This window comes from Bacteroidota bacterium (assembly GCA_039111535.1).
In the GTDB taxonomy this organism is placed as follows: Bacteria; Bacteroidota; Rhodothermia; order Rhodothermales; family JAHQVL01; genus JBCCIM01.
The window spans coordinates 18,382-45,205 of sequence record JBCCIM010000023.1; the positions used below are offsets into that span (position 1 = coordinate 18,382).

Below are 26,824 nucleotides of genomic sequence, written 5' to 3' on the forward strand. Positions count from 1 at the left end.
TGTAAGCCATCAAAAATCGACACGAAAAGAGAGGTTGGGTGTAAACCCGAGGAATCCGACATCGGTGACTGTTACAGGAGTCTGCGACAAATCAAATTCTTTGTACCAGGTATTGCTCTGGTTGTACAGGTTGAAAATCGAAAACCCAAGCTTGCCTTTGGCTGCTTCGCCTACCGGAAACAGGTAGTGCACAGCCAGGTCCAGCCGATGGTAGGCCGGCAGCCGGCGATCGTTTTTCCCACTCACATGGATGTAACTCTGCACCGAGCCATCTACCAATTCGATGTCATAAAATGACTCGGGCGCGGTGTAAGGTTTACCGGAAGCATAGGTCCAGGTCATCGAACCAAGCCATTGTTCGTTAATCTCAAAACTGTTCACCAGTTTGAGTTCGTGCTCCTGGTCTTGCAAGGCGGGAAAAGGCGCGCCGTTGTTCAGGTCAGCAAAGGTGTGCTCCACTTCAGCAAGCGTATAGCTTAACCAGCCGGTAAACCTTCCGGTTTTCTTTTGAATGAGAAATTCCATCCCGCGCGCAATGCCGTCCCCGGTAAAGAACAACTCATCAGCGCTAATCTCGCGTATGCTGGGTCGGAATCGCAAGGAAAACTCGGTGAGTCCGGATAGGTCTTTGTAGTAGGCTTCGACATCAAACAGCCAGTTTGCTGCATCGTAGCTCAGGCCGGCGACATAGTGGGTTGCGCCCTGCACACCTACGTCCTCTCCATCAGCGAGTAGCCAAAAATCACGGGCACCCTCCGTCACGTTCTCATTTACTACACGCGCCACAAACTGGTTATAATCACCATACGCTGCTTTGAGATGCAGCCGGGGTGTCAAATTGAACTTCATCGCAAGACGCGGCTCCAGGTATGTTTGATCTACCTGATCGTAGTGGGCCATGCGCAAACCGGGCGTTACCGTGAGACCGGGGAATACGCGCCAGGTATCTTGCACATAGGCACTGAACTGACGTCCCAGCTGGTCGCGTGATAATACGCCGAGCGTGTCATCCCGGACGAAGTTGTAGGTCACATCTGAAGCAGTGTACTGCGCGCCAAATTCAACGTTGTGGTTTTGCGAAAGGCGCCACTCGTTTTCGAGCTTCAAGGTCAGGTCTTGCACGTCGTTGTTTTCGACTGTGCTAAACGTGTTAGCAAAGAGTACTGTATCAGCATCTGCATCACGCCGTTCGACAAACCCGTTCCGGTCATAATCACTGAAGTAGTTGGAGTAAGCAACCAGCGCGTTGGTGTAAAAGCGCGGCGTCCATTGCCGGGACCACTTGGTGCTTACGCCAATGTTGCCCCAGTCTGTGAAATCAGCCAGTTCACTATCGATACTGACGTTGGCTTCCGCACCGAAATTGCCGGCTCCCGGAATCAGTTCACGTGACTTATCGAGATGGTCTTTTCCGTTATAAAAACTTAGCGCCAATACATCTTTCCGGCTCGGTCGGTACGTGAGGCGCGCGTTTACATCGTAGAAATAGAAATTGGGTTCTACCGCGGCTGACTGTTGCCCGAAAGGTCCGTTGCCGCCCGTCTGATCGACATTCAGGTCCTCACCAGTTACGGTCTCATAGATACTGCTGTAGACTCCTGATTCCAGGATATCGGTATACGACCTGCGCGCTGACAACAGCAAGCTACTTTTTGCCCCAATCGGGGCCTCGATGGTAGCATTGGCACTCAAGAGGTTTACACTGGCGTGGCCGGCAAACACATTGGCCCCGGTACGCCCCGTAAGATCAACCACGCTGGACGTGCGACCGCCGTATTTTGCCGGATACCCCCCTTTGAAGACCTGCACGTCTTTGATCGCATCAGCGTTAAAGGCACTGAAGAAACCATAAAAGTGATCCACGTGGTAGACCGTCATGCCATCCAGTAAGACCAGATTTTGATCCGGTGTCCCACCGCGGACGAACAATCCGGCTGAACCTTCGTTCGTACCGCTGATCCCCGGCATGAGCTGCAAAGAGCGGAAGATATCTACATCGCCGGCCGTTGGCAACACAGCGAGGTCTTTAGGTGAAACGGTGAGTTGGCTCACATTTTCAGCGGTTTTCATCATCTGGTACCGCTCTGCTGTAACTACAACCTCTTCTTCAAAGGACGCCGTCACCGGCTCCAATAATACATCAAGGGGTCTATTCAGCGTGCGCACGTCAATTTTGAACTCGGCAGGGCTGTATCCCAGGTATCTGAATCCGATAACAACACTGTCTTCGGGTACGCCCAGCAAGACAAAAAAGCCGTCCACATTGGTGGCAGCACCCAAAGCGGTGCCAACAACAAGAACGCTTGCATTGGGTAGCGTCTCTCCCGTATTTGCATCACGTACAATGCCGGAGACGGTCTTCTGTCCGTAAGCTTCAGATACCAGCCCCCAAGGGCCTAACCCCAAAAATATAACCATGGCTGCCAGGTACAAACCTCTGTTCGTTGCCGGCAACACTTTTCGTTTAAACATCAAATGAACCCTCATAAATCAAGTCTCCTTTTTCTTAAACTTGGATGGCCTATGCGTATTTCAGGGTCTATCTCATGTGCATAAGGGCACCAGCACAAGCCGGCGCAATCTGGTGGCGAGGGTATGAACGGAGCAGCGGGAGGCATGTTGTTACATCGTTTTAAAAAGGATGTAACAGATGTAAACGAAGCGTATCATCGGTGTTAATTCTTTATATGCAGCAGAAACGTACAACCGATCTAGCCGTAGCTTTTTCCTGATACGGTCATTTATGAAGCAACGCAAAAAATACCCCAAAGTCTTGGTACTGGCGCTTGTGCTGCTCGGCTCGCTGCCGTTGCTCGCCGTCCTCCAGTACAACTGGCTCTCACAGCTTAGCCAGGCGGATTATGTGCGCATGCAATCCAATATCGAAAGCGTTGCCCAGCAATTTAGTCAGGATGTAGATCAGGAGTTGATTGGTGCACACGTTGCGTTTGTGGGTTCGCGCACCACGACCCGCGAGGCGTTGACCACCGAATTGGTAGAGCGGTTTAATCGTTGGGAAGCCTTGTCTCCTTACGCCTCGATCGTCAAATCTATTTACCTCGTCGAAAAATCGGATAGCGGAGCGCCAACACTTTATCGATTCGACAAAGCTACCGGTCATCTGACACAGGCGAATTGGCCGGCAGCAGTTGTCAACTGGATAGCGCAACAGCCAGTGTACCAGGCACATCCCCGGCCGCAAGCAGAATCTCAAACAAACGAATGGATATCGCCGATTCCCTTCTCAGGGACAACAGGCCTAATACAACCAGGGAATCGTCCTCCCATCGGGTGGCCTACGGGCATGATGGCTAACGAAGCATTCAACCAGTTGTTGCTCGGCTTTGATACACCCTACATTTTTGACCAGATGATACCTGCTATCGCGGCCAAATACTTCCTTGAAACAGCAGATGCTGCGTATGATCTTCTGATTACAAAGCGCGGTGCACCCAATGCAATTTTATACCAATCCGACCCCACCCTCACAACTGCGTCTTTTGCAGCGGAGGATTTTTCGATGAACATCGGCATGCCTGATCAGCCGCAGATCATGCATACCTTCTCCAAACTCCTGGGCGCACAATCACCGATCACACCAGAAACGGTGATGGCCTTCTTCCGCAAAGGCTTTCAGTATTCACGACTCACTGCTGGTGGACCTTCGGCCGGCATGGGAGGTGGTTCAGCCGGCTTCATGCCCGTGCGAACGTGGCAGTTGCACATAAAACACAAAGCCGGGCCACTTAACCAAATCGTAGCACAAACCAGAAACCGCAATCTTTGGATAAGCTTTGCTGTACTGCTGATCCTTGGCCTGTCCATTGCCATCATCATCATCTACACCCGGCGCATGCAGCAGTTGGCAGATCAGCAAATGGCGTTTGTGGCTGGCGTCTCACACGAATTACGCACGCCGTTGGCTGTTGTGCACGCCGCTGGCGAGAACCTGCAAGATGGGCTCATTACCGATATGGCTGAGACGCGGGACTATGGTAAACTCATTGTTGATGAAAGCAGAAGCCTGTTGAATACCATCGAGCAAGTACTGGCCTATGCCGGCATTTCTTTCGGACTCGGCCCACCGCCTGACACAGAAGTCTACGTAAACACCCTTATACACCAAATCCTGGATGAAAACCGCGAAGCACTGCGGTCTTTTGAGCTACACCTACAACTAGACGAAGACCTTCCACCTGTTCAGGGTGACCAGGAAGCGTTGCATACCGTACTGCAAAATCTGGTACAAAATGCCATCAAATATGCCAACGGCAAGAAATGGATTGCCATCCATTCACACCCCTCGGATACGCACGAGAAAGCTGTAGAAGTAGTCATACAGGACCGTGGTATTGGTATCGACCTGGCAGAACAGGCCAACATTTTTGAACCCTTTTATCGCACAGCAGATGTACGCAAAACGCAAATCCGCGGTAATGGACTCGGACTCAGCATTGCGCGGCAAATACTCCACGTGCATGGTGGTGACATATCCGTCACCAGTACCCCCAACAACGGCAGCGCCTTTTATGTAACCCTCCTGCATAGACCGCCCAAAGTATCCCCTGCTGCCTAAACCAGATCGTCAAGCAAACCCAGCATGAATAAGCGCATATTGTTGATTGAAGATGAACCAGGCCTCGTACTCACGCTTCGGAAGCGCCTGGAGTCCGAAGGCTTTGACGTGTTGGTTGCAGATAATGGGGACGCCGGCCTCGAACAGGCGATCAATGAATCGGTGGACCTGGTGCTGTTGGATGTGATGATGCCCGGCCGCGATGGGTTTGAAGTCTGCAGCGAAGTGCGCCGGCACAAAGCCTTCATCCCGATTATGATGCTAACTGCCCGAAGCCAGACCATGGACAAAGTGCTCGGCTTCCGACTTGGCGCAGACGACTACCTCACCAAGCCATTTCAGATGGCCGAGCTCATCGCCCGCATCAAAGCCCTGCTCCGCCGATCAACCGCCAAAGAGGAAGCCATCAACGAACACCGCTATGTCTTTGGCAAGGTGACCGTCGATTTTAAACGCGCCGAGGTATCCCTGGATGACACCCTGGTTGCCCTCTCCGCCAAAGAGTTTCAGCTACTACGCTATTTTGTCGAACACCGGGGCGAAGTACGTTCTCGCGTTGAAATACTCAACGAAGTGTGGGGATACCCAACCGTTCCTAATACCCGTACGGTGGACGTCCACGTTGCCAGGCTCCGGCAAAAAATAGAACCCAATCCGACCAAACCCATCTACCTGCTTACCGTCCACAATATCGGGTATCGGTTCGACGGCTGACAGCGCTATACCTGCGAAAAAATTTCTACGCCTAGCATCTTTTGCCGCTGTTTCCCACAACAAGGCGGTTACAGATGTCAACAGCATGTAACAAACGTAAATTCGACAGCCTTATCGCCCTTTTTCGCTTATAAGCCCATCATACCGACCGATGACTTCATTGGCTTGAAAGGATGGAAAACGCACCCAATTTCACCTGTTTGTCCGCTGAGACGCATGTTGACCTGCCACATATCAACAATAACAGGGCAGAATGCCGGCATATAGGTTGCATTTTCCATCACCATGTTTGCGCGAACATAGCAATACCATAAAAAATCAACTCTTTACGAGGTATACACATGGAAATATCAGGATTGGGATTTCGTCAGGAAATCCTCGCATCCGGACAGCTTCCTGACGTACAGGAAGTAAGCAGCCGTATGATCCAGAAAATGGATCAAGACGGTGATGGACAGCTGAATACAGCTGAGCTGGGCAAACACGCTGAACGGCTTGCCGGCGCAGACCAGAATGAAGATGGCCTGATCGGGCAGGACGAACTGATCCAGCAAATGGAAGCCAAAATGGCCGAGTTTGGCGGATTCAAACCCGGCGAGAAACCCAATATTCAGAAGCTGAAAAGTATGATGGGTATGATGCAGCAGAAGTTCACCGCTGCAGGCGGACCTGCTGGCCAGGAAAACGATCTCTTCAGCCTGCTCGACTCGCTCGAGACGTCTGAGGACGACAAACAACGCCTCAAGTCGCTGATGGAAAGCAACCCATTTGACATCTCTGTCTAAGTGGGATTCTGTTTAAGTGCGTTGTACAGGAGCCCTCATCGGTGAGGGCTCCTGTATCTCATTCATACTACCGATACCGCAGAAACGCCACGTTCCAATGCCGCTCGTCAACATTGAGTTGGCCGCCAATTATTATCTTCGTCTTGGCCAACCCGGTGATTAAAATAGCATCAGCACCTCGCGCCTTTGCCTCCTCTTCCAGTTTGGATTTAATCTTTCGGGTCCGGGCCAAAAAGCCGCTGCCCAATCCGCGCCCAATTAAGTCGTACGGTTTATCTACGGAAGCTTCTGTGTAGTAAAAATCGACTGCTGCTGTTGGTGCATATTCATCGCCGACATAGTATACATTAGCGCATCCTGAAACCGACATAAAGACAAGACATACAGTCATCCATACAGTACACCGGGGCAAAAAATCGCCATGGTTAATGTTATTATGGGTCAGCATACTTGAAAAGAACGTGTGCATCTACTTCTTCCTTTTTTGTCTGTGAATAGAGCTTCCAATTAGCCGGCGGACATCATACGCTTGCGCATTTGCTTCTTCCGATCTTTCTCCATCTTCTTCCAGGTTTTCATTTGCTTCTTGTCCAGGTGCGCGTCCAACTGCTTGTTGGTATCCTTCTCAATGCGCTCCATTTCATTGCCCATTTGCTGCAATGTGCTACGTGCAGGGCGCTTAAAATTGGGGTCGCTGAAATCAATGCCGTATTTATCCATGATGATCAGGCGTTCGACCATCGTATTTTGCAAAATCTCGCCAACGGCTACGGCCTGTTCGTCGGTCAATGATAACCGTTCTTTGTTCTCCATCATCTGCGCATCAAACTGTTGCTTTTGCGCTTCAGAAAGCGTTAGTGTTTGTGCCATCGCAGGCGAAACAAAGAGAAGGAGCAGCATACTGAATGCTGCCATTCTGATGTTATTAACGAGTGTATTGTTCTTCATGGGTTTGTATCCTTATTTATTTATGATAGCATTACTACAGGCCCCTGTTAGGAAACTACCCTGTAGCGTGTGGTTGGTATTACTTCTTGCCGGCCCAGTATCAATGGGCCACAATCCGGCCATCTTCCATTTCGATGGTGCGATCACTGGCCTCGGCAAAGTCTACATCGTGTGTGACAACCAGGATGGTGGTATTGGTCTCGTCCACCAGTTGCCTGAAGACATCAAAAACGATATCGGTATTTTTAGAGTCGAGATTCCCAGTAGGCTCGTCGCAGAGTACGATGTCGGGTTCATTGATGAGTGCGCGGGCAATTGAAACGCGTTGCTGTTGTCCGCCGCTCAACTTAATTGACTGCTTCAGTGCCTGGTCTCGCAACCCCAGGATATCCAGTTTCTGGTAAGCCCGCGCCTCAATTTCCTCATAGCTGTATTTACCGAGTTTGAGGGCCGGCAGCATGACGTTTTTTAGGCAGGTAAACTCAGGCAACAGGTAGTGGAATTGGAAAACAAATCCGATGTTCTTATTGCGGATCGAAGCCATGTCCGAATCGTGCCGACCGGTGACGTTTTCATCAAGCAAATGTAGTTCGCCCGTATAGTCGTTGTCCATTGTACTGAGGCAGTAGAGCAACGTCGATTTACCAGATCCGCTTTTGCCGATCATACACGCAAACTCGCCGCGGCGCACGCTCACGTTGATGTCTTTCAACACGTGAAACTCAACAGGGGTATGGAAAAATTTATTCAGATTGCGGGTTTGCAATACAAAATCTTGCATGGCTCTTACCTATTTTCTAAAGATTTCTACAGGGTCCACGTCGGCGGCTTTGCGCGCCGGGAAATAGCCGGCACAGAAGGTCAGTACCAGGCCCAACAAGGTGCTCCGTAACACGAGGGGCGCCTCCATGCTGATCGGGAAATAACCAACAGGTTGTCCGATGTAGATGTGGCTCATGATATTGATCAGCATCAGGCCTCCTAAAATCCCGAGCATCGTCCCGATCACTCCGAGTAACAGCGCCTCCATGATGAAAATGCGGATGACGTCTTTGCCATTAAAACCGGTTGCTTTCAAGATTGCGATGTCGTCTATTTTCTGAGAGATTGTGGTGCTCAGAATGTTGTAGATACCAAAGCCGGCCATAAACAAAATTGCTATCGATATCGCCGTCATCATGATCTCGCGGGTCGATTCCTGGGTGAGGATATCTTTGTTGATCACCGTCCAATCGTCAACGTTGTAGGGCACCACGTCGGCCAGTTGCTCCACGTAAGAGAGGCTCGCATCTGGATCAACCGTATTGGCATAGATGGTAGTCACATAGCTCGGTCCTTGCTTGAGAAATTGCTGCGCGGTGGTTGTGTTGACAAACGACCGCGCTTTGTCTAGCGAACTGGCACCCGTTTCGAAAATCCCGACAATTCGCAGGACTTTATTGACTCCTTCGGTTGAAGAAACCGTAATGTTATCTCCGATGGAGAGGCTGAGGTTTTCGGCGATGCCGGCGCCTACAATGATACCATTCAGGTTATCCTGCAGCGCCTCAAGCGAGCCTGCAATCATCACCTCTTCGGTTTCAAACATCGCTGCATACTCCCGCATATTAACACCAATACCCTGCCCCTGCATTTGCGAACTGCCGCGCCGATAGGTAGCTGAAAACTCGACAAGCGACAATGCATTGGTGATGTAAGGCTCCTCTTTGATGTCGCGCAGCAAGGCTTCCGGGTTGCTCAGTTTCTTTGATCCTTTGGTAATCTGCGGATTCTTGATCAGCACCATCCCTTCCCCATTGCCAAACAACGGCAGACTCATTTCGTCATCTTTGTCGATAACGATGTGCGCGTTGTTCTTGAAAATGTTATCCCGGCTAAAGTCGGAAAACCCACTGCTTAACGAGTTCATGAACAGGTAGATGGCTACCGCTATCGTGATTCCCAGCGCAGTAACAAGGGTCTGCTTCTTTCGGGTAATGATGTGGGTTAAGGCAATCTCTAGATTTACGGGTAAACGCATTGTTCTCGGTTTTTTGGGGATTTCGGACTATCGTGATTCCAGCATGCTCAAATCGAAAACACGGAAGCACAAAAACCCGAAATCACGTGCTAATTGATGGCGACCGTCAGGGCCGTTTCTTCATCGATACCGTCGATTACCTGTACCCATTCATTGCTGACGGTTTTGGTTTTCACCGGTACCTTTTCACCCGTGGCTTTAAGCTGGACATTGCCATTGAAGTCCAGGAATTTGCGCGGGATGAGTAACGCGTTATCCACCTGCTCCACAATGATATTGCTCTGTAACTGCGTACCTACAATCTGAAAATCAAGCGGATCGAGGAAGGTGAGCCGCGACGTAAAGGACTGACTGGTTTCATTGAATGTCGGTAGAATTTCGCTCACTACAGCCTGCAGCGGCTGACCGGGATTTGTGTTAAGTTCAACGATAGCAGGCTGCCCCACTTTGACCTCAACAATGGCGCTCTCATCGATCTGTACCTCGGCATAGATATCAGTAGGGTGCCCAATGGTGGCGATAACCGTACCGCGCCCAACGTAGTCCCCTACTTCCTTGAACTTCTGGTACACTTTACCGGGGACAACAGCGCGAATAGCAACCTGCTTCAGCGACTCAGAAGAAAGCTCAAAACTCATCCGTGAATTGATCAACTGCTGCTCTGTATCCCGTTCGAGCTGGCTACGGGTTTCAATGGCCGCTTCCAGGTTTTTCTTCGCGTTTTGCGCCGTCAATTGGGCGCGCTCGTAGTCGACCCGTGCAACACTATTCTGCTCCCAAAGGGTAGTGTAACGCGCCGCCTGCAAAGAATCCTGTGCGTACTGTGCCTCGGCTATTTCTATGGATACCTGTGCCTGGCGTAAAGCCGGCGACGTTTTGCTTGCATTCGACTCAGCGATGGCCAGAAGCTCTTCGCTGCCCTGGTTGTTTACCCGGGTTTCTTCGTTGTCGATGACGGCCAATACCTTACCCTGCTGGACGATATCGCCGGCTTCAAAATCCATTGCGACCAGGTAACCATCAGATTTGGCGATCAGGTTGTACGTACCCCGCGCAGCCAGTTTGCCGCTTGCAAAGACAGTTTCCGTTACGTCTTTGCGGATAGGCGTCGTATCTTCAAATTCTTGCTGACATCCGGTCAACAAAACAAATAAAGCGAGTATGGAAAGTTGGGTTTTCATAGCGGTTAGAATCTGTTGTTGATCAAAATTTTCTCGTAAGCCAATTCGAGTGAGATGGCTGAAGCATTGGCGGCATAAATGGCATTGAGCATGGCGTCGTAGCTATCCAGCAACCTGTCCACCGGCAGCAATCCCTGCACATACAGGTTCAAGTTTTTACTGTAGCTATCCTCCTGCAGGCGCTGAATTTCTACAGATGTGGTGTACTCGTCCTGTGCTTCTTTATAGGTATTATCCAACCGCTGCTCCTCGATACTTAGCGCAAGTTCAGCTTTCTCCACTTCGCGCGAGGCGATCTCGTAATCGAGTTTCGCCTGCCGCATACTGGATACGGTGCCTGTGGTTGGCAATCTGAAACTGAGCGTTAGGCCCAGGTAGTTGCTGTTGACCCAGTCGCCAGTAAGCGGCGTAAAAGACTGGTTGTTTAGCTGGTAGGTGTTGCCGGCAAAAAAGGAAAGCGATGGCCAGAGCAAGGACTTGCTTTTCTTGTAATTCTGCCGCGCATAATCCTGATTCAGCAACTGTAATTTGAGGTCCAGCCGGCTTTGCGCCACCGTGGGCTGTGCATGTAATGCTTCCGCTTGCTCCTCATGCACAACACGCACCTCTTCCGTCTCGGGAATATTGCACAGCGCTTTAAGCGTCAGGTAAGCATCGATCAGCAGATAATCGATTTGCCGCAGGCTTTTTTTGGTGTTCAGTTTGCTGACCTGCGCATTGTTCAGGTCTTGCTGACTCACCTGCCCTTCTTCAAACTTGCGTTGCGTGATCTCAAGCACAGAGTCAGCTGAAGCCAACAAGGCGTCTGTGCTTGCGCGCTGACGGTCCAGGTTGACAATGGCGTAATAACTGTCTGCCAGGTTCTCTTGCAAGATCTGACGTGTACGCTCCCCACTTGAGCGCGTCAGGTCTTCGTTGATTTTGGCGAGTTTATAATCGGCCCATCCAAGCGGGTTGAGCAGCTTGACTTCCAGGGTTTGGGAAAACTCTGTGGTATAGGGCGAGCCGGCGCGCAGTTCAACGGTTGAGCCGGGTTGTCCACCAAAGATTTCGGCCGGCAGCAGCGTCACTGGTAATTCGCTAAAATGGGTAAACGTGCCGGGCAGGCTGACAGTCGGGTCAAACATCTCGAAGCCAGCGGCTTTCTTTGCCGTTTTGGCTTGCGCGAAGCGGATGTTATCGATGATCAGGTCCAGGCTCGCTGTTTCGCTGTATGCGATAACTTCGTCGAGACTGCGGAAAGTATGTTCGGTGCCCTGCCCTGCGGCGTTGCCAGCAGCAAGGGTTATGCTAAGTATGATCAGTAAGAGCGTCTTCATAGAAATAGGCTTTCAAGGTGATTGACACCTGGGAGAAGACGCAGATAAAAGCCGTTGGGTTATGCGAAAGTACCTGAAGTGGACAAGGTAGCGGGTGAAGTGGACAGCCGGCCTATTTTAAACTCAAGAAGTGCTCAGCCATTCTTTAAACGCTGTCACTTTTAGCTTACCGACGAGCACGCGCTCGTCGAACGGAATGGTCAGTTTGACCTGCAATTTACGGTGGTAGTCTTTGGCAACGCTTTGCACAGCCCGCCGGTGTACAAGCTGCTGGCGGTTCACGCGAAAGAAGGCCGGCGCAAGGTCTGCCTCGAGCTGATCGAGCTTCTGATCTACAAAATATCGTTTCTTATCAAAGGTAAGCGCAGAGAGCATTTCATCTTTGATAAAGAAGACCGCCACGTCATCTACAGCAATTGGGATAAGTTTGTCGCCCTGATGGATAAGAATTGACGTGGTTTTGCGTGCCGGGAAAAGCTCTTGTTTAATCGCTTCTGTAATGGCCTGAAAATCCACAGCCGGCGCAGGACTCGTCTGTCTTTTCAGGCTGGTATATTTATCGATCGCCCGCTGCACTACTGCCTGGTCAAACGGTTTCAGGATATAATCGATGCCATAGGTTTGAAAAGCCTGCAGCGCAAATTGATCAAATGCTGTGCAAAAGACCACGGGGATCGTATTCTCAACAGCCTGAAAAATATCGAAGCTCAGCCCATCTGAAAGCTGGATATCAGAGAAGATGAGATCAACAGCCGGCCTGGCCTGCAAGAAAGCAATGCCGTCTTCTACAGATCCAACCACGGCTACAATTTGGGCTGCAGGCAATACCTCAAAAATGGTCCGTTTCAGGTCGTTTGCTGTGCGCTTTTCGTCTTCGATAATGAGTATGTTCATAATCCTAAACGCTGACAATCAACGGAATGGTTACAGCAAAAGAATCTTCACCATCTACAATCTCAATATCTGAGCCATTGGTTAGCTGATACCGTTTTCTCAGGTTCAACAACCCCGTTTCATTGCGTTCAGTAAGCTTCAATCCAACCTTTTTATTCCATACCGTCAGTTGCTCAGCCGTGTACGAGATAGTAAAATGCAACGGCTTCTTTTCACTGAAATAGTTGTGTTTGAAGATATTCTCTACGAGCGTCTGCAACGCAAACACAGGAAGTTGATGAGTTAACGCCTCCTCAGGGATATTTATTTCATACGTAAAGGCATCTTCAAACCGGATAACCTGCAGTTCGATGTAGTTCTGCACGTATTCCAATTCCTGCGCAAGCTTTGTAAGATCCGCTGATTCGTTGGTGAATGCGTAGCGCAGAAAGCTGGAGAGTTTGACGGTATACGCCTCAGCGTCTTTGGCATTCTCAGCTATGAGCGACTTGAGTGTACTGAGCGCATTGAACAAAAAGTGCGGCTGAATTTGCCGGATCAGCGACTGTTTTTGCGCTTCCAGGTTTTCGATTTTGAGCTTGTCGATGGTGGTTTGCGCTTCCTTTCTGAGCTCGCCCGAGCGCACAAGTTCAATGATCACCCAGATGATGCCGTTCACCACCAGGGCATTAATAAAAGGATAGACCGGGACTCCAGCGAAAGCAAAACCTTCGCCCAGTAAACTGCGAGCAAGCAAACGAACAGGAAAACTTAAAAAAATAATCAGTACAAAGCTCACCAGGTACAATTGCCAGTGCTGGGGTAACCGCACACGCGACACCAGTACAATGTTCACAAACCATATGGAGGACACATATAAGCTGATAACTACACCAAACCTAAACGTATCCTCAACACTCATCCCTCCCTGAAAATACAACGCCAGCGCTGCATTCAGTACGATAAGCGGCGTGGTGATGCATGCGCCGAGCAACAGTTTTTTGATCATGCTTCAGTCTAACCCTTAGCCGCTTTTTTGGCTTACGCGAGTTGTATGAAAGCTATTTTCAGCGAGATGTGCAACAGATTTCCAACGACTGACTTCCTGTTTCTCACTCAACTTCAAATATCGTGGGCAGGTGTGCTGAAAAATACCCTAAACCATCTCGTACATTTGTCGGATGGTTTACCGGTTCGTTAACCAGCGAGGAAATCAACCCGCCAGTGCGCTGCCTCGCATCCAGAAAGCGAAAATAGCCTTCTGAAATATGCGCCAGGGTTAGAAACACGTCAGCCGAAGCCAACGCATCATCGAAGATCAACTCAGATCCGCTTAACATGGCCCCATCTACCGCCTGATCGGTGAGTAGCGCACGGTAGAAAATGAGTTCGTTCGTATTCAGGCTGGCAAGCGGGTTTTCAGGATCTTCGATATCAACAGAATCACCTTCGGCAATTTTGTATCCATAGAGCGCGTAATAATTGTCTCCGGGTAAGTCTTCAAAGGCATAAGACAAGCTGAACGCCGTACTGTCGCCATCACTTTCCTCAGTCAGGGAAACGGTATCCAGGGTTGCCACGGGGAGCCATTCAGTTACCGCTTCAATGGATTGGCCTGATGAAAAATCAACAACAGAAAGCGTTAGCAAATCGTACGGCTGTAGATTATCGGGCGCTATAAGCGTGTAAACACCAGGCGTATCCGGTACTTGAAAAAGGGTATCTGTCCCCATCGGGTGTGATACCGTCACCAGGGCGTCAGCAACAAGCAATGTGTTGATCAAATCGGCCTCCAGGCTATCAACCGAAGTTGCTGACAATGCAGAAAAACTACGGCTGACGGTTACCAGCATGGCTACATCTCCAACACGAATCGAAGACACCACCAGTTCAGACGCTGCCGGCTCAACCTCCACGGGCAGATCAGCGATACTACAACCCGTTACCAGTACGCTTAAGAAGAGGAGTATGCGTTTCATCGGTTGATATTGAAGTTATAAGAGAAAAAAGGAATGAAGCCAAAGAGTCCTTGCTGGACGTATTGGTAGGTAACGCCGTTGTTTTCGATGGCGACGCGAAATGGTGAGGCCCGGTTGTAGAAATTGTAAGCACCAATCTGCCACTCCCCGCCCCACCAGCGGGTGGCTCCAGAGCGAATGATGAAGCTGATGTCGAGTCGGTGCGTGGGCGAAAGCGCAACACCGTTTCGTTCAGAAAACACAGGGACTAGTTCAACGGACGTAAGCGTCGGATCGGGCATGAGAAACTGGCCCGTTTGCGGTGTAAATCGCGCTCCAGACATGTAGCTCCACACCGTTGAAAACGTGACTTTGGGCGTCAACTCAGCCATAGAAACAAGGGTAAATGCATGCCGGCGGTCGAACTTGGCCGGATAGCGGTTCGCGTTGTTGAGTTCGTCAAACTGCCGGTCGGTTTTCGACAGGGTGTATGCCAGCCAACCAGTCCACCGCCCGGTGCGCCGGCGCAACAACACTTCCATCCCGTATGACCGGCCACTCCCCTGCAGCAGCTCATTTTCAAAGTTGTCGTTGAGAATCAAACTGGCCCCTTCGCGAAACTCGGTGATGTTGTCCAAAGACTTATAGTATCCTTCAAGCGTCAGACTGGCACCGAGCTTATTAAGCGCTTGCGTTACCCCCATCGACACTTGATTCGACACCTGGGGCTTCACGCGTCGGGTTACCGGATACCACAAATCGGTTGGTAAAGCGATACTTGAAGAAGAAACCCGATGCATGTACTGTCGCATTACGCTGTAGCTCGCTTTTACAGACGTGTCTTCATTTAGCAAATAGCGCAACGCAATCCTGGGCTCAGCGCCTGAGAAGCTTCTGCCGGATACAAAGGCCCCCGTATACCGGAGTCCGTAGTCTACTTTTAATGCCTCTCCAAAAGCGCGCTCGTTGCCGGCATACACTGCCCATTCTGTGGTGTTTAGTCGCTCTCCTTCCTGTGAAGCTACAACGTCGTTGATGTCGCCGGCAGTTCGGATAACATTGGGCCTGAACTGATGATAAACCGTCTGCCCACCAAACACGTACGTATTCTCGGGGTCACTAAAATATTCCCAGTCGCCTTTGAAGCCAAGGTCTTGAATCTGCGATTTGATCAATAGCGAGTTGTCTACAAATTCGCCGAAGATATCGTACTTGAACCGCGTTTGATGCAAGGTCAGATTGGAAAACAACTTGCCACTTGGATAAACGTGATTCCAGCGGAGCGTGGACGTAAAGTTGCCGAGGTTAAATCCGAAGTCCAGATCCCCTTCGAGTTCTTCTTCTTCCTCTTCATTAAGCTCGGGTAGTGAGAGCACATCATCCCCAAAATACGTACTAAAAAACAGGCGATCATTGGGCGAGATGCGGTAGTTCAGCTTCCCATTCAAATCGTAAAAGTAATACGGGATCTGTATGCCCGCCCAACGGAAAACCTGGTCGATGTAGGTCCGCCGGCCGGCCACCATGAAACTCACCTTGTCGCCAATCGGACCGTCAACCGTAAGCCGCGACGTCAACAGGCCAATGCCACCGCGGGCAGTAATCCGCTCAGAACTGCCTTCTTTCATCCGTACATCGAGAATAGACGACAAACGTCCGCCTTGCTGCACAGGAAAGGCCCCTTTGGTTACCTCAACATCGTTGATCGCATCGGTGTTGAATACAGAAAAGAAGCCAAACAGATGCCCGACGTTGTACACCACAGCTTCATCCAGAATTACCAGGTTTTGATCATCCGCACCGCCCCTGACAAACATACCGGTGGTCCCCTCGTTGCCTGTAGTCACGCCAGGCAGCATCGTGGCCACTTTGATTAAATCTGCCTCACCACCAATGGTTGGTATGGCGGTAATTTCTCCGGGCTCAAGACGCGTCGCGCCCATTCTGGTTGAGCGTACTTCTTCTTGCAACTCGTATCGGTCGGCGGTCACAACCACGCCTTCAAACGCGAGCACTTCGGGCGCAAGCTGGAAGTCGACACGCTCCCTTTCGCGAAGGTCCATCTCCCGCGTAATGGCTTCGTAGCCGATGTACGAAACCCGCAGGGTAACAAGCGGCTGTGCCAGTGTAATGGAGTAAAACCCGTAGGCGTTTGTGGTTGTCCCGAGTGTAGTGCCTTCAACCTGCACTGTTGCACCAATCAAAACTTCTCCATCTTCAGCGTCAGTGATCGAACCGCTGAGGGTAAAGGTTGGTGCTGGCTGCTGTGTTTGGGCAGCTACGGAAGTGATCCCCAAACACCAGAGTAAGCCCAAGCCGGCGTAAAATCGTATGACTGTCTTCATCGTGCACCTCCACGTAGCCTGAACTGAAAAGCCAACGAGCCACCACGCATAAAAGTCTGCACGGCAGTCCCATCCAGTTTGGTCAACAAGAACGAAGGGCGGGTATCGAGTTTGAGCGCCACTGAACGCGCCAGCTTAAGCCGGAGGACAAAGGGTACGCTGATGATCCAAAGCCCGGCCTCTCGTGCGAAGAATTCCGTCCCCCCCGCTGCGAACCCATCGCCGAGGCCTTCAGAGGTCATGGCCGAAACAGGAAAGCCATATTCGATCATCGGTCCGGCAGAAATGGAAAGCCTCCGCTGCGACCGTAAACGGTATCTGTAGCCAGCTCGGACCAGAAAGTATTCGTTGCTACTTTCCAGCATAAATGGCACCTCTTCGGTTTGAAGGTAAAGCGCCGTTTCGAGGCGAAACTGACTGAACCCTGCACTGAAAGCATGCCGCGGTAGATCTGGCTGTATTAAGTCGAAATTGATGGCAAAGCCGGTGGACGTTGTATTGCCATCAGCACTTCCCGGTGCAAGCGATGTCGTGCGAAAAAGAGCCGGCACCCGGGTATTGTTTATGAAGGTCGCCTGGGCCGGCAACGATATTTTGCCGGTATGATTAGTAAACTGGACAGTAATGCCCTCCAGGATTACACGCTGCGCATGGCCCGGCGAAGCGCCCAACAGGCAAAATCCGAAGCAGAACAGCGGAAATAGTAGCAATCTCACGTAATTAATTGGGTCTAGACGGTGGTTACTGCTTAATGCGAAATTTTATGACCGTCCTTCAGCAAATGAGACTCCAATTCTATTTTTTCTGCAAATGACCTGCGAGATGCCGTTTAATACATGCCACTTCAACCACAAGGGACAATCTGTGCAACACCCGAAAACATCTTAAAAAACAGGAATCCGTGAATAAGCATTTCATTTGATTAGCAATGCTTTATCAAGAAGCAGACCACCCTATATTGCGGCCTTCTACCCCTACCCACATTCCTTCTTGTGCGTCGCGCGGCAAAGAAAGTTGATTTGCCAGAATAACCTCCCAGCATCCATAAACGGATGCTTTCTGCTGTGATTTTATGCTTCACAACAGCCGTCAACTTTCGTAAGACCGTACAAGTAGGCAGTACTTTTTATATATGTTTATCCCGCTTAGCACCATTTCCTTATTCTGTTTAACCCTCGTAACTTTTTCACTCCGACATTTCCGAACTAAAGCGGCAACCAGCCTGTTGGCTGCTGCTGCGCTTATGCTGGCAAGCGTGCAAGTTGCACACAGCCAGGAGCCGGCTTTTATCGAAAAAGATGGCCTCATTGTTATCCAGGCTGAGTCTGTTGACTTAACCAGCAACTGGGTCATCGAATCATCCGAAGCCAACCATACTGGCGCCGGCTATATTCGGTGGAACGGCAATGACCTCTTTGGCAACCCTGGCGTTGGTATTCTCGCGTACCGCGTACATATCAAGAATGCCGGCGATTACAACGTACGCTTCCGCATGTCGCACCTTGGCGCACCCAAAGGTGACCAGGAAAACGATGTGTGGGCACGCATGAACGCGGGGACCTGGGTTAAGGTATTACACCCCGCGAACTACAAAGACGATGGCTTTACGTTCAACTCCCCCACAGAGCCTTCCAGCGGCGTGTTCAGCCAGATGCGTTACACGCTCTCTGCCGGCATCCACACCTTTTACATTTCTGGGCGCTCGCGCAACGCGCGGGTTGACCGGATCCACATGTACAAAGACGGCGTCGGCAATCCGCTCAACCTCGCGTTGGCGGAATCCGAGTTCGCTGTAGAAGATGAACCCGAAGAAGAGCCAGTTGAACCACCTGAGATAACGGTCTCTATAGAGGGTGCACTCAAAAAATGGCATCCCGTTACCCTTACACTCGACGGTCCGGATGCCAGCGAAATGGATGAGGGCAATCCATTCCTCGACTACCGTTTTGATGTCACTTTCACGCAGGGTGACCGCTCCTTCCGCGTCCCGGGATATTTTGCAGCAGACGGTGACGCTGCTGAATCAAGTGCCCATTCAGGCAACAAATGGCGCGCCCACTTCATGCCCGACAGTACCGGTAGCTGGGCCTATGAAATAGCTTTCGTCGCTGGCGCAAATATCGCCGTAGCTGAGCAACTGGAAACGGGCACGCCTACCATCCACGATGGGTATTCCGGCACGTTCGAGATTGCTGACACAGACAAAACCGGCCGCGACCATCGCGGCAAAGGCATCCTGCGGTATGTAGATAAACACTACCTGCAATTTGATAATGGCGAGTACTTCCTCAAAGGTGGCGCCAACAGTCCGGAAAATTTTCTGGCCTATGCAGACTTTGATAGTACCTACAGTGTCAAAGAGATTCACCCCATCAAGCAGTACGCGGCCCATGAGGGTGACTGGACTGCTGATGATCCAACCTGGCAAGACGGTAAAGGCAAAGGCATAATTGGTGCGCTTAATTACCTGAGTGATGCCGGCATGAACGCCGTGTACTTCCTGACCATGAACGTCAATGGCGACGGGCAGGACGTCTGGCCGTGGACAGCCCATACGGAGCGTACGCGCTTCGACGTTTCCAAACTCGATCAATGGAACGTGGTCTTTGACCATATGGACCGCAAAGGTCTTATGCTCCATGTCGTTCTTCAGGAAACAGAAAACGAGTTGCTGCTCGATGGTGGCAACCTCGGTACGCAACGCAAACTGTACTTCCGTGAATTGGTGGCACGCTTTGGGCATCACCATGCCCTGACCTGGAATTTGGGCGAAGAGAACGATGAAAATTCGGACGCGCAGCGCAAGGCGTTTGCAGACTACATCCGAAATCTCGACGTATACAATCATCCCATCACCATCCACACTTTCCCAGGCCAGTATGACGACGTATACGAGCCACTGCTTGGGTTTAAGAATTTTGATGGACCGTCGTTGCAATTACATGGGATGGAAAATACGTACAGCGAAACGCTGACCTGGTATGAAGCATCCGCAGCATCGGGCCGCCCCTGGGTGGTAACGGTAGATGAATTTGGTCCCTTTCAGGTAGGGGTAACCGAAGAAGGTTTGGATAGCAACCATGATGCTGTACGCCAGCTCAGCCTCTGGCCAAATCTGATGGCTGGTGGCGCCGGCGTAGAGTGGTATTTTGGTTACGAAACGGCCAGCCATGACCTCAACAACGAAGACTGGCGTTCACGCGGCACCATGTGGGACTACACGCGACACGCGCTCGACTTTTTCCAGCAGCATCTCCCTTTCAGCGCAATGCAGCCGACAGCAAACCTGACGAGCAAGGATACCGCTTATGTATTTGCCGACTCGGGGAAAGTCTACGCCCTGTACCTTCCGTCTGCTGATTCTGTACGGATCACATTACCGGCAGGAGAATATGCGGCACAGTGGTACAATCCGCGAACAGGCGGCGAGCTATTATCTGGAGAACAAACCTTCGTATACGGCCCCGGCCAGACCTCCCTTGGCCAGCCGCCGGCAGACCCTACCAGCGACTGGGCCCTGTTGCTCACCAACACAGGAGCCGAAGTCACCTACCCAGTTTTGGCAGTAACACCTGAACCCGTTGACTTTGGGGCGGTAACCCCGGACTCGTTGTTCAGTGTCGCTGTAGATTTCAGCAATGCCGGCACGGCGCCGCTGGTAATCGACTCGCTCAGTCTGGATGGTGTACATGCTGCATTTTTCTCGCTGCCACCGCTATCTGCTCTTGACATAGACCCTGGAGCGCTGCAGTCAATAGCGCTTTCCCTGGCACCCGACAGCACCCTGAGCGACTCAGTACTTGCTACGTTGAACGTATACAGCAACGATCCTGTAAATCCTGTATATCGCGTGCCTGTCTCAGGATATGTAGGCCCGTACAATGTACCGCTGGACTCGACAACGGTCATCAACTTCACGCTGATCGATGCAGATACCAACGAAGCGTTGGGCGTATTGCGTAATGGCATGACACTTGACCTGAGTACTCTCCCACCACACGTCAATGTGCGCGCGGATGTCGGCGTATTTGAGGAAGATATTGTGCAGTACGTGTGGCTAGAGTTAGCGCCCATTGAAATCAAGCGCAGAGAATCCGTCGCGCCTTATGCGTTGTTTGGCGACCTTGGCGGCAACTTTCTGCCGGGCACCTTTGATACGGGTGAAAACACGCTGGTTGCAACACCATACATCCAAGATGCAACAGGCAGCATTGCTGGCAAATCGCTGACGGTGAGCTTCTTGGTAGTTGGCATCAACAACAAAACCAGTGTACAAATCCAGGCCGGCACAACGGAAGAAGAAATTGCCAATCGGGATGATCCCAATGTGATACCGGATGCTTTCGAACTGGGCAGTAATTACCCGAACCCGTTCAACCCGACCACAACAATTCCTTTCAGAATTCCGGAGCTGGATGCAGTGAAGCTGGTGGTATACGACATGCTTGGCCGCGAAATCAGCACGCTTATTGATGAGACGATGACCGCCGGCCAGCACGAAGTGCGTTTTGATGCATCAGGCTTACCATCTGGTACGTATCTGTACAAGCTCACCACCCCGCAACGTAGCCTTACGAGTAAAATGTTGCTGGTTAAGTAATTGCAATCCCGAGGCCGGGTTCTGCCGGCCTCGGGATTGATGTTTATTGTTTGCGTACGGCTGGGGTGGCATGAAGGATTAACATCTACCATCAACACATCGTCATCTCGGACTTGCTCCGAGGTCCACACGGATGGCTGACTGCCAGACGGGTCGATTCCCAATCAAGTTGGGAATGCCGGATAAGGAGTGGGATTGGCCAGCGAGGCATCGAATAGCAGGTGAGAGTAGGGAACGCCTGCCGAGAACAGCATTAGCATCAAGGTTGCCCTACAGGCCGCAGCATAACAACGGGGGATTCACCATGTGCATCACTCCCCCACAAGCATTCGAGCGTCTCTGCTGTACCCTGCGGCAGATCGCAATACAGCACATCTGCGCCATAACGCCCAACAAAAGCAGGCCCACTGATCAATTCAGGCGAAGCGCCGGCAAGCACCAGCTTCCCACTTTCGTCATTGATGGACACGGTGAGGGTTTGCGTTATGGTCCGTTTGTCAGCCTCACTGCCGGTTGAGGCGTATATCACTTGCATGACATTATCATCGGTGCGAAGCTCAAAGCTGTACGTTTCATCTATATCACCCCGTACAAACCGGACCGGGTCACTTTGCCATGTGCCGGCAAAAACTGTGTACTCATCTACGGACTTCGGGGACGTCCCACATCCAGTAAACATCGTCACCACCAGGCAGGACCCAACAAGTTTCAGGAGAAATTTGATCATGGCTATGTAGTTTGTGTCCGGAATTGACTCGGTGTAGTTTGGGTGATTTTTCTGAATGCAGTATTAAATGTAGACTTGGAATTGAATCCCGCAGCCAGCGCAATTTCCAGCACGTTACGTTGCGGATTATCCAGCAACGCTCGTTTGGCATGCTCGATGCGGTGCCTATTGATAAATTGGTAGAAGTTGGTATCGAGCTCCTGGCTCAGAACCTGGGAAACGTAGTGCGAGGATTCTTTGATGTGAGAGCTCAGCGTACGCAAACTGAGCAGGTTATTGCAATACAATTGCTCACCTTCCATTGCATGGCTGAGCTTCTGCAAAATGCGTTCACGGGTTTCTTTGGTGAGCGGCGACTTCGCATACTGCGCCGGCTCGACAGTGGCAGGGTCTGGATTGTTGTAAGAAGTTGAAGTGTGCCGCACCATCACATACAAAACACCGATCGTAATACCGACATCTATACAGGTAAAAAACAATTGCAGTAGAGACGATGCGCCGGGTACGATACAATGTACGGTACGCAAGATCCCAAGTAGCCAGGCTGAGCAGAGTATTAAAATGAAAAAACGAATTGTCCCAAGCGACGCATTACCCTTTTCAGGGTGGAATTTTTGTTGTACGTCAAGGTGGCTTACAAATCGTCTGTAGATGCGCAACAGATAGTACGGGACCTGAAGCGTGAAGAGCACAATACAGGCCAACATTGTTCCGTGGATGAATAATCGCTGTGCAGTGCTTGTCTCGATAGCAGGATTTGCATAACCAACACCCCAATGTGCTGTAGCAAGCAATGGCAGACACAAGACAAATCCTGCAACAAGCACTGCATAATGCCCTTTTTGAAGCGACTTTAAGGGAATCCGCTCACCCGTAAACAACTCGTGATATGCCAGCCAAAGCAGCGGAGCCGGCAGAAATGATAGTACCATGAGCGATCCTAACCACAGGGACTTCGCTGGCGAATGGGGATGGATCATCAACCATTCCAGCAAAAAACAAGCAGCTTCAACGGCCAGCAGCGCTATGATATACCGAGAAAATCGACGCTGATGCCCAGCCAAGAGCCCTATCGAAAACAAAGACAGTGCAATGGCAGCTACGTAGAGAAGGCTTTGTGTTTCGTACATGTGATACTTGCAGCTTACTGACGCAGTTATAGCTTTTCCTGAAGAGGACAAAAATCCTCTACGGAAGTTGCGCTAAATTTGATTCTTCGCATCAAAACCAGGTAACCACACACCGGCGCGCCGCAACTTTCCTGCTCCGCGTTCACCGCTCCCCAACCAGAAGACGTCCTCAAAAAGTGCAAGCAAGTGTCCGTTTTGTGTAGGGTTCGCAGGATATTCTGCCGCTATCTTTTCAACCGTACCTGATCGATCGGTTAGACCGATAGGGTTCGCAAAATTTACTGCAAGCCAGGCCGGCCTCCCAATCACGCATATTACGGGGTGATTGGGAGGCACCAAAAAATAATGCATCCAGGATTGCTGCAATCAGCACCAGCAAGCGACCAACTACCGTTTTACACATACTGGACAGTTATCATGAACCTTCGATTTGTAACCAAAACCATCCACGCCTACCTCGATTACCCGGTTGCCATCAGCCTCATGGCCCTCCCTTTTCTACTGGGCCTCGGTAGTTCAAACCCGCTGGCGCTGTGGCTCTCTGTGGGCACAGGCGTTGCCGCGTTTCTGCTCACCATCCTGACCGACCACAAGCTCGGTGTGATCCGCGTGTTATCGTACGCGTTTCACCTGCGCGTTGATTTTCTTGTGGGGGTTGTCTTTGTGATTGCGCCGCTTGTGCTCGGCTTCAGCGGCATCGATGCGTGGTACTACTGGCTGAACGGTGCGGCAGTACTCACGGTTGTGAGTTTGCATAGCCCGGAAACTACACAGCACCGCGCCGACGCAGTCGCCTAGCCTCCCATCTAAAGCAAGAAATACAAGAATGACAGGCGGACACAACACTGTGCCCGCCTGTTCGCTTTCAGCTACAATTTAACCATAGTGCCTGACTGGACCTTCCCATCAACTAGCAGGCGATAGTAATATGTGGCTGCAGGCAGATTGCCTCCATCGAAACGAACCTGCTGCCGGCCTGCAGGCAACTGGCCATCCACAACCGTACTGATTTTGCGCCCAACCACATCAAATACTTCCAGCTTGGTTTGCGACGAACGTCCAAGTGTAAATTCGATGGTTGTTGTACCCTGGAATGGGTTTGGATAATTGCCGTCGAGTGCAAACGAAACTGGCGTTTGCGCCGGCTCATTGGCGACAGGGGCACCACCGCGCACAAGTGGCAACGGTGTAAACGATCCCCCGAGCACCGCTTCAATGCCCGTGTTATCCAGTCCAAACCACCCACTCAGCACCGAGGCATACACAGCTCTGAAATCTGTGGTAAAGCGGCGGTCGCCGAACTCATCCGTATTCACGAGGTCAGGTAGCGTGCCATAGATCCCCCCATTCACATTGGGGCCGATCAGGAAAAGCGGCGCGGTTGTACCATGGTCCGTGCCGGCGGAGCCATTCTCCCATGATGTACGGCCAAATTCAGAGAAGGTCATGGTCAGTACGCGATCCTGTAGTCCAGCTGCCTGCAGGTCGTCTTGAAAAGCTTTAACGGAAGCGGCCAGCGATTGCATCAAGTATGCATGCTCTTCAGCCTGCGCTACGTGCGTGTCAAATCCGCCCAGGCTCACCATGTAGATCCGTGTATTCAACCCACCCCGGATCAGTTGCGCTACGTTGGCCAGGTTTTCTCCCAACTCGTTGTCCGGATATGTTACTGCGTTCGAGGTGTTCTGCGTAGCCTCCTGAATCGCGCTTGCGTACCGGTACGAGTTATTTACCACCGTCCGCGCAAAACTCATCTCTGTACCCGACGGCGTGCCCGGTAAGCCCGTGGTTTCATACAGGGCGCCTCCGTTGGCAAGCTGTTCAAAAACTTCCGGGCTTTGTATGGTCATGCCCATGTCGTTTTGCGTGCCTTTGAATACAAAACTTGTCCCGCCCATCTGTACAGCCAGGGGGTGCGCCGGTGGCTGTGTTAGATAGTTAGGCGTCATTTGCTCCAGATACCGACCGGTCCAGCCCGAGGGATCGTGCCTGGTTGGGTCTGAACCAGACAGCCAGATGTCCATCGACCGGAAATGCGACAGGTTAGGACTTGGATACCCTACTTCCTGTACGATAGCGAGTTGCCCCTCTCCAAAATAGGCATCCCAACCTGTGAGGTTTTGGGTCAGTCCAAGGTCGCTTGACAAGCGGTAAGTTTCACGTTCTGGAATGGCTAAACTGGGGCGTGTGTTGTAATACTCATCGTTGGTCAGTGGGACCACCGTATTCAGACCATCATTGCCGCCATCCAATTGGATAAGCACTAGAATCCGGTCGGTATCTGCGTTGAGCAATGGGGCAAGCAAGGCTGAATTGGCGATCGCATTCACCGGGGTGCCACCCATCATAAAACTGCTGGCGGTAGCGCCCAGGCCAAGGGTTTTGAGGAACGATCGACGTGTCCAGGCTTCGTGATCATGGGAATGCGCAGCACCATCTTGAAGCCGGCCTCCCTTTCGGTTTTTTTTGTTAAATCCTTTATACATGATAGATCAAAATTTGGATGTGAGATGCCGGCGCAGTGCTGCTAATATGAGCGTGCAGGCCAGACCATGAGCAGTTGTTGGCTGTATCAGGCCAGCTGGTATTCAGGGAGTTCACAGACAAAAGCGATGAATTCGCGTAAAGCGTATTCTGCTTCTTCTGTATTGAGGTCCCATTCGTACCAGGGAATACCCGCCAGCATCTGTTTGGTGAGGTGATGCACGTATTGCGGCCCCTGCTCTATTTCCACCGGGATAGGCTGTCCCCCCGACCAGGGTGCACTGATGGGCTGAATCGCCAGTGCCTCAACGGGTGCGCCAATAAAATGCGTAACGATAGCTACAGGAAGAGAGAAAACCGCGAGTACATTGTCATTGTCTTGCAGCGCATTGACAAAAGCCATCAGTGTCTCTCTTGCAATCAAATCGAGCATCACAAAACGGGTACTATCCCATCTGGCGGGTACCGATGACGTAGAAAGCCAGATTCGATAACCGGGGTAGCCGCCTACGTTTGGTGGATGCAGCAAGAGTTGTCCTGCATACTCACAGGCGCCGGCCATTTCCTGGTAAAGATCTTCCGAGTCGTTATCCGATAACCCGGTATCCATTATCAAGCCGGCAAAACACTCGAAGGGACTTTTGATGCGCGCAATGTTAAACGCCGGGTCAAAGAAATGCTTGCTTTTGAGCAACGTTGACAGGACTGCGCCAATGTCAAAGTTATTGGCTTCAAAGACCTGTGCCAACCCTTGCACGATTTCCGGCTGCGGTGCCTCGTAGACAAACTCCTGGTAGAGCTTCTGACAAATGTGGAAGGCAATCTGATTAGACCGCTGGGAGAAAAGCAGATTTACCACATCATTGTAGCCCCACGCGCCTGTTTGGCCAAATATCGTTTTAGTGCCGGCGTCGTGCATTTCAGCTTCAAATGCAACTTCCCAATCATCCTCGTCCAAATAATAGCCGGTCAGCGCACGTGCAATTTCACTGACATCCTGTTCTGTGTAGTTGGGCTGGCCACTCTGATTTGTCAGCCCTATCGTAAATAGCTCGCATAACTCGCGCGCATAATTCTCATTGGGAGCTTCAGCAACATTTTCTGCGCCGTCCAAAAAGACAAGCATGGTTGCGTCAAGCCCGATGTCAGCTACAAACTGTTTGA

The 26,824-nt window shown here is 51.1% G+C and carries 21 protein-coding genes; 5 read left to right on the plus strand and 16 right to left on the minus strand.

The genetic code is table 11. The features are described from left to right. Positions 1-9: 9 nt before the first annotated feature. Positions 10-2,472 (minus strand): TonB-dependent receptor, encoded by a 2,463-nt coding sequence (locus tag AAF564_05910; protein MEM8485062.1) that lies wholly within the window; start codon positions 2,470-2,472, stop codon positions 10-12. A gap of 271 nt (positions 2,473-2,743) precedes the next feature. On the opposite strand from AAF564_05910, the gene AAF564_05915 reads away from it, so the two are divergent. The 3 genes from AAF564_05915 to AAF564_05925 all read left to right on the plus strand — a co-directional run bounded on the left by AAF564_05915 (position 2,744) and on the right by AAF564_05925 (position 6,075). Continuing rightward, a complete protein-coding gene (locus AAF564_05915; GenBank protein ID MEM8485063.1) occupies positions 2,744-4,576 on the plus strand; it encodes a HAMP domain-containing sensor histidine kinase in 1,833 nt (610 codons plus the stop codon). Between the two features lie 24 nt (positions 4,577-4,600). Beyond that, positions 4,601-5,290, plus strand: a complete 690-nt coding sequence (locus tag AAF564_05920; GenBank protein ID MEM8485064.1) for a response regulator transcription factor — start codon at positions 4,601-4,603, stop codon at positions 5,288-5,290. Between the two features lie 341 nt (positions 5,291-5,631). After that, on the plus strand, positions 5,632-6,075 hold the full coding sequence (locus AAF564_05925; protein MEM8485065.1) for a hypothetical protein: 444 nt from the start codon (positions 5,632-5,634) through the stop codon (positions 6,073-6,075). A gap of 67 nt (positions 6,076-6,142) precedes the next feature. Here AAF564_05925 and AAF564_05930 read toward each other — a convergent pair whose 3' ends face one another. From AAF564_05930 to AAF564_05980, 11 genes are all read right to left on the minus strand, one after another. Next, positions 6,143-6,466 carry a hypothetical protein gene (locus tag AAF564_05930; protein ID MEM8485066.1) on the minus strand — a complete coding sequence of 108 codons (324 nt, stop codon included), beginning with the start codon at positions 6,464-6,466 and terminating at the stop codon, positions 6,143-6,145. 116 nt (positions 6,467-6,582) lie between these two features. Further along, on the minus strand, positions 6,583-7,023 hold the full coding sequence (locus AAF564_05935) for a hypothetical protein (protein MEM8485067.1): 441 nt from the start codon (positions 7,021-7,023) through the stop codon (positions 6,583-6,585). Positions 7,024-7,123: 100 nt separating this feature from the next. Continuing rightward, the gene (locus AAF564_05940; GenBank protein ID MEM8485068.1) at positions 7,124-7,804 is read right to left on the minus strand and encodes an ABC transporter ATP-binding protein; all 681 of its coding nucleotides are present in this window, start codon (positions 7,802-7,804) and stop codon (positions 7,124-7,126) included. A gap of 9 nt (positions 7,805-7,813) precedes the next feature. After that, entirely contained in the window at positions 7,814-9,043 is a 1,230-nt protein-coding gene (locus AAF564_05945; protein ID MEM8485069.1) for an FtsX-like permease family protein, read from the minus strand. Between the two features lie 89 nt (positions 9,044-9,132). Further along, complete coding sequence (locus AAF564_05950) at positions 9,133-10,224, minus strand: HlyD family efflux transporter periplasmic adaptor subunit (protein MEM8485070.1); 1,092 nt, start codon at positions 10,222-10,224, stop codon at positions 9,133-9,135. A gap of 5 nt (positions 10,225-10,229) precedes the next feature. Beyond that, positions 10,230-11,543, minus strand: coding sequence for a TolC family protein (locus AAF564_05955; protein MEM8485071.1), 1,314 nt, complete (start codon positions 11,541-11,543; stop codon positions 10,230-10,232). Between the two features lie 123 nt (positions 11,544-11,666). Beyond that, positions 11,667-12,437, minus strand: coding sequence for a LytTR family DNA-binding domain-containing protein (locus AAF564_05960; protein MEM8485072.1), 771 nt, complete (start codon positions 12,435-12,437; stop codon positions 11,667-11,669). 4 nt (positions 12,438-12,441) lie between these two features. Then, positions 12,442-13,425 (minus strand): histidine kinase, encoded by a 984-nt coding sequence (locus AAF564_05965; GenBank protein ID MEM8485073.1) that lies wholly within the window; start codon positions 13,423-13,425, stop codon positions 12,442-12,444. 103 nt (positions 13,426-13,528) lie between these two features. Beyond that, a complete protein-coding gene (locus AAF564_05970) occupies positions 13,529-14,395 on the minus strand; it encodes a DUF4249 family protein (GenBank protein MEM8485074.1) in 867 nt (288 codons plus the stop codon). After that, complete coding sequence (locus tag AAF564_05975; GenBank protein ID MEM8485075.1) at positions 14,392-16,719, minus strand: TonB-dependent receptor; 2,328 nt, start codon at positions 16,717-16,719, stop codon at positions 14,392-14,394. The genes AAF564_05970 and AAF564_05975 overlap by 4 nt, the downstream gene beginning before the upstream one ends. Continuing rightward, positions 16,716-17,435 (minus strand): hypothetical protein, encoded by a 720-nt coding sequence (locus AAF564_05980; GenBank protein ID MEM8485076.1) that lies wholly within the window; start codon positions 17,433-17,435, stop codon positions 16,716-16,718. Before AAF564_05980 ends, AAF564_05975 begins: the two co-directional genes overlap by 4 nt. Positions 17,436-17,851: 416 nt before the next feature. Between AAF564_05980 and AAF564_05985 the strand changes: the two genes are divergently transcribed. Further along, positions 17,852-21,319, plus strand: a complete 3,468-nt coding sequence (locus tag AAF564_05985; protein MEM8485077.1) for a DUF5060 domain-containing protein — start codon at positions 17,852-17,854, stop codon at positions 21,317-21,319. A 259-nt stretch (positions 21,320-21,578) separates the two neighbouring features. Here AAF564_05985 and AAF564_05990 read toward each other — a convergent pair whose 3' ends face one another. Then, positions 21,579-22,046 carry a hypothetical protein gene (locus AAF564_05990; GenBank protein MEM8485078.1) on the minus strand — a complete coding sequence of 156 codons (468 nt, stop codon included), beginning with the start codon at positions 22,044-22,046 and terminating at the stop codon, positions 21,579-21,581. A 2-nt stretch (positions 22,047-22,048) separates the two neighbouring features. Continuing rightward, entirely contained in the window at positions 22,049-23,176 is a 1,128-nt protein-coding gene (locus AAF564_05995) for a helix-turn-helix domain-containing protein (protein ID MEM8485079.1), read from the minus strand. 417 nt (positions 23,177-23,593) lie between these two features. On the opposite strand from AAF564_05995, the gene AAF564_06000 reads away from it, so the two are divergent. Further along, the gene (locus tag AAF564_06000) at positions 23,594-23,974 is read left to right on the plus strand and encodes a hypothetical protein (GenBank protein MEM8485080.1); all 381 of its coding nucleotides are present in this window, start codon (positions 23,594-23,596) and stop codon (positions 23,972-23,974) included. Positions 23,975-24,045: 71 nt separating this feature from the next. Here the strand turns inward: AAF564_06000 and AAF564_06005 are convergent, their stop codons facing one another. Beyond that, positions 24,046-25,662, minus strand: a complete 1,617-nt coding sequence (locus AAF564_06005) for a DUF1501 domain-containing protein (protein ID MEM8485081.1) — start codon at positions 25,660-25,662, stop codon at positions 24,046-24,048. Positions 25,663-25,748: 86 nt separating this feature from the next. Further along, on the minus strand, positions 25,749-26,824 hold a 1,076-nt coding region (locus tag AAF564_06010), incomplete at its 5' end, for a DUF1800 family protein (GenBank protein ID MEM8485082.1).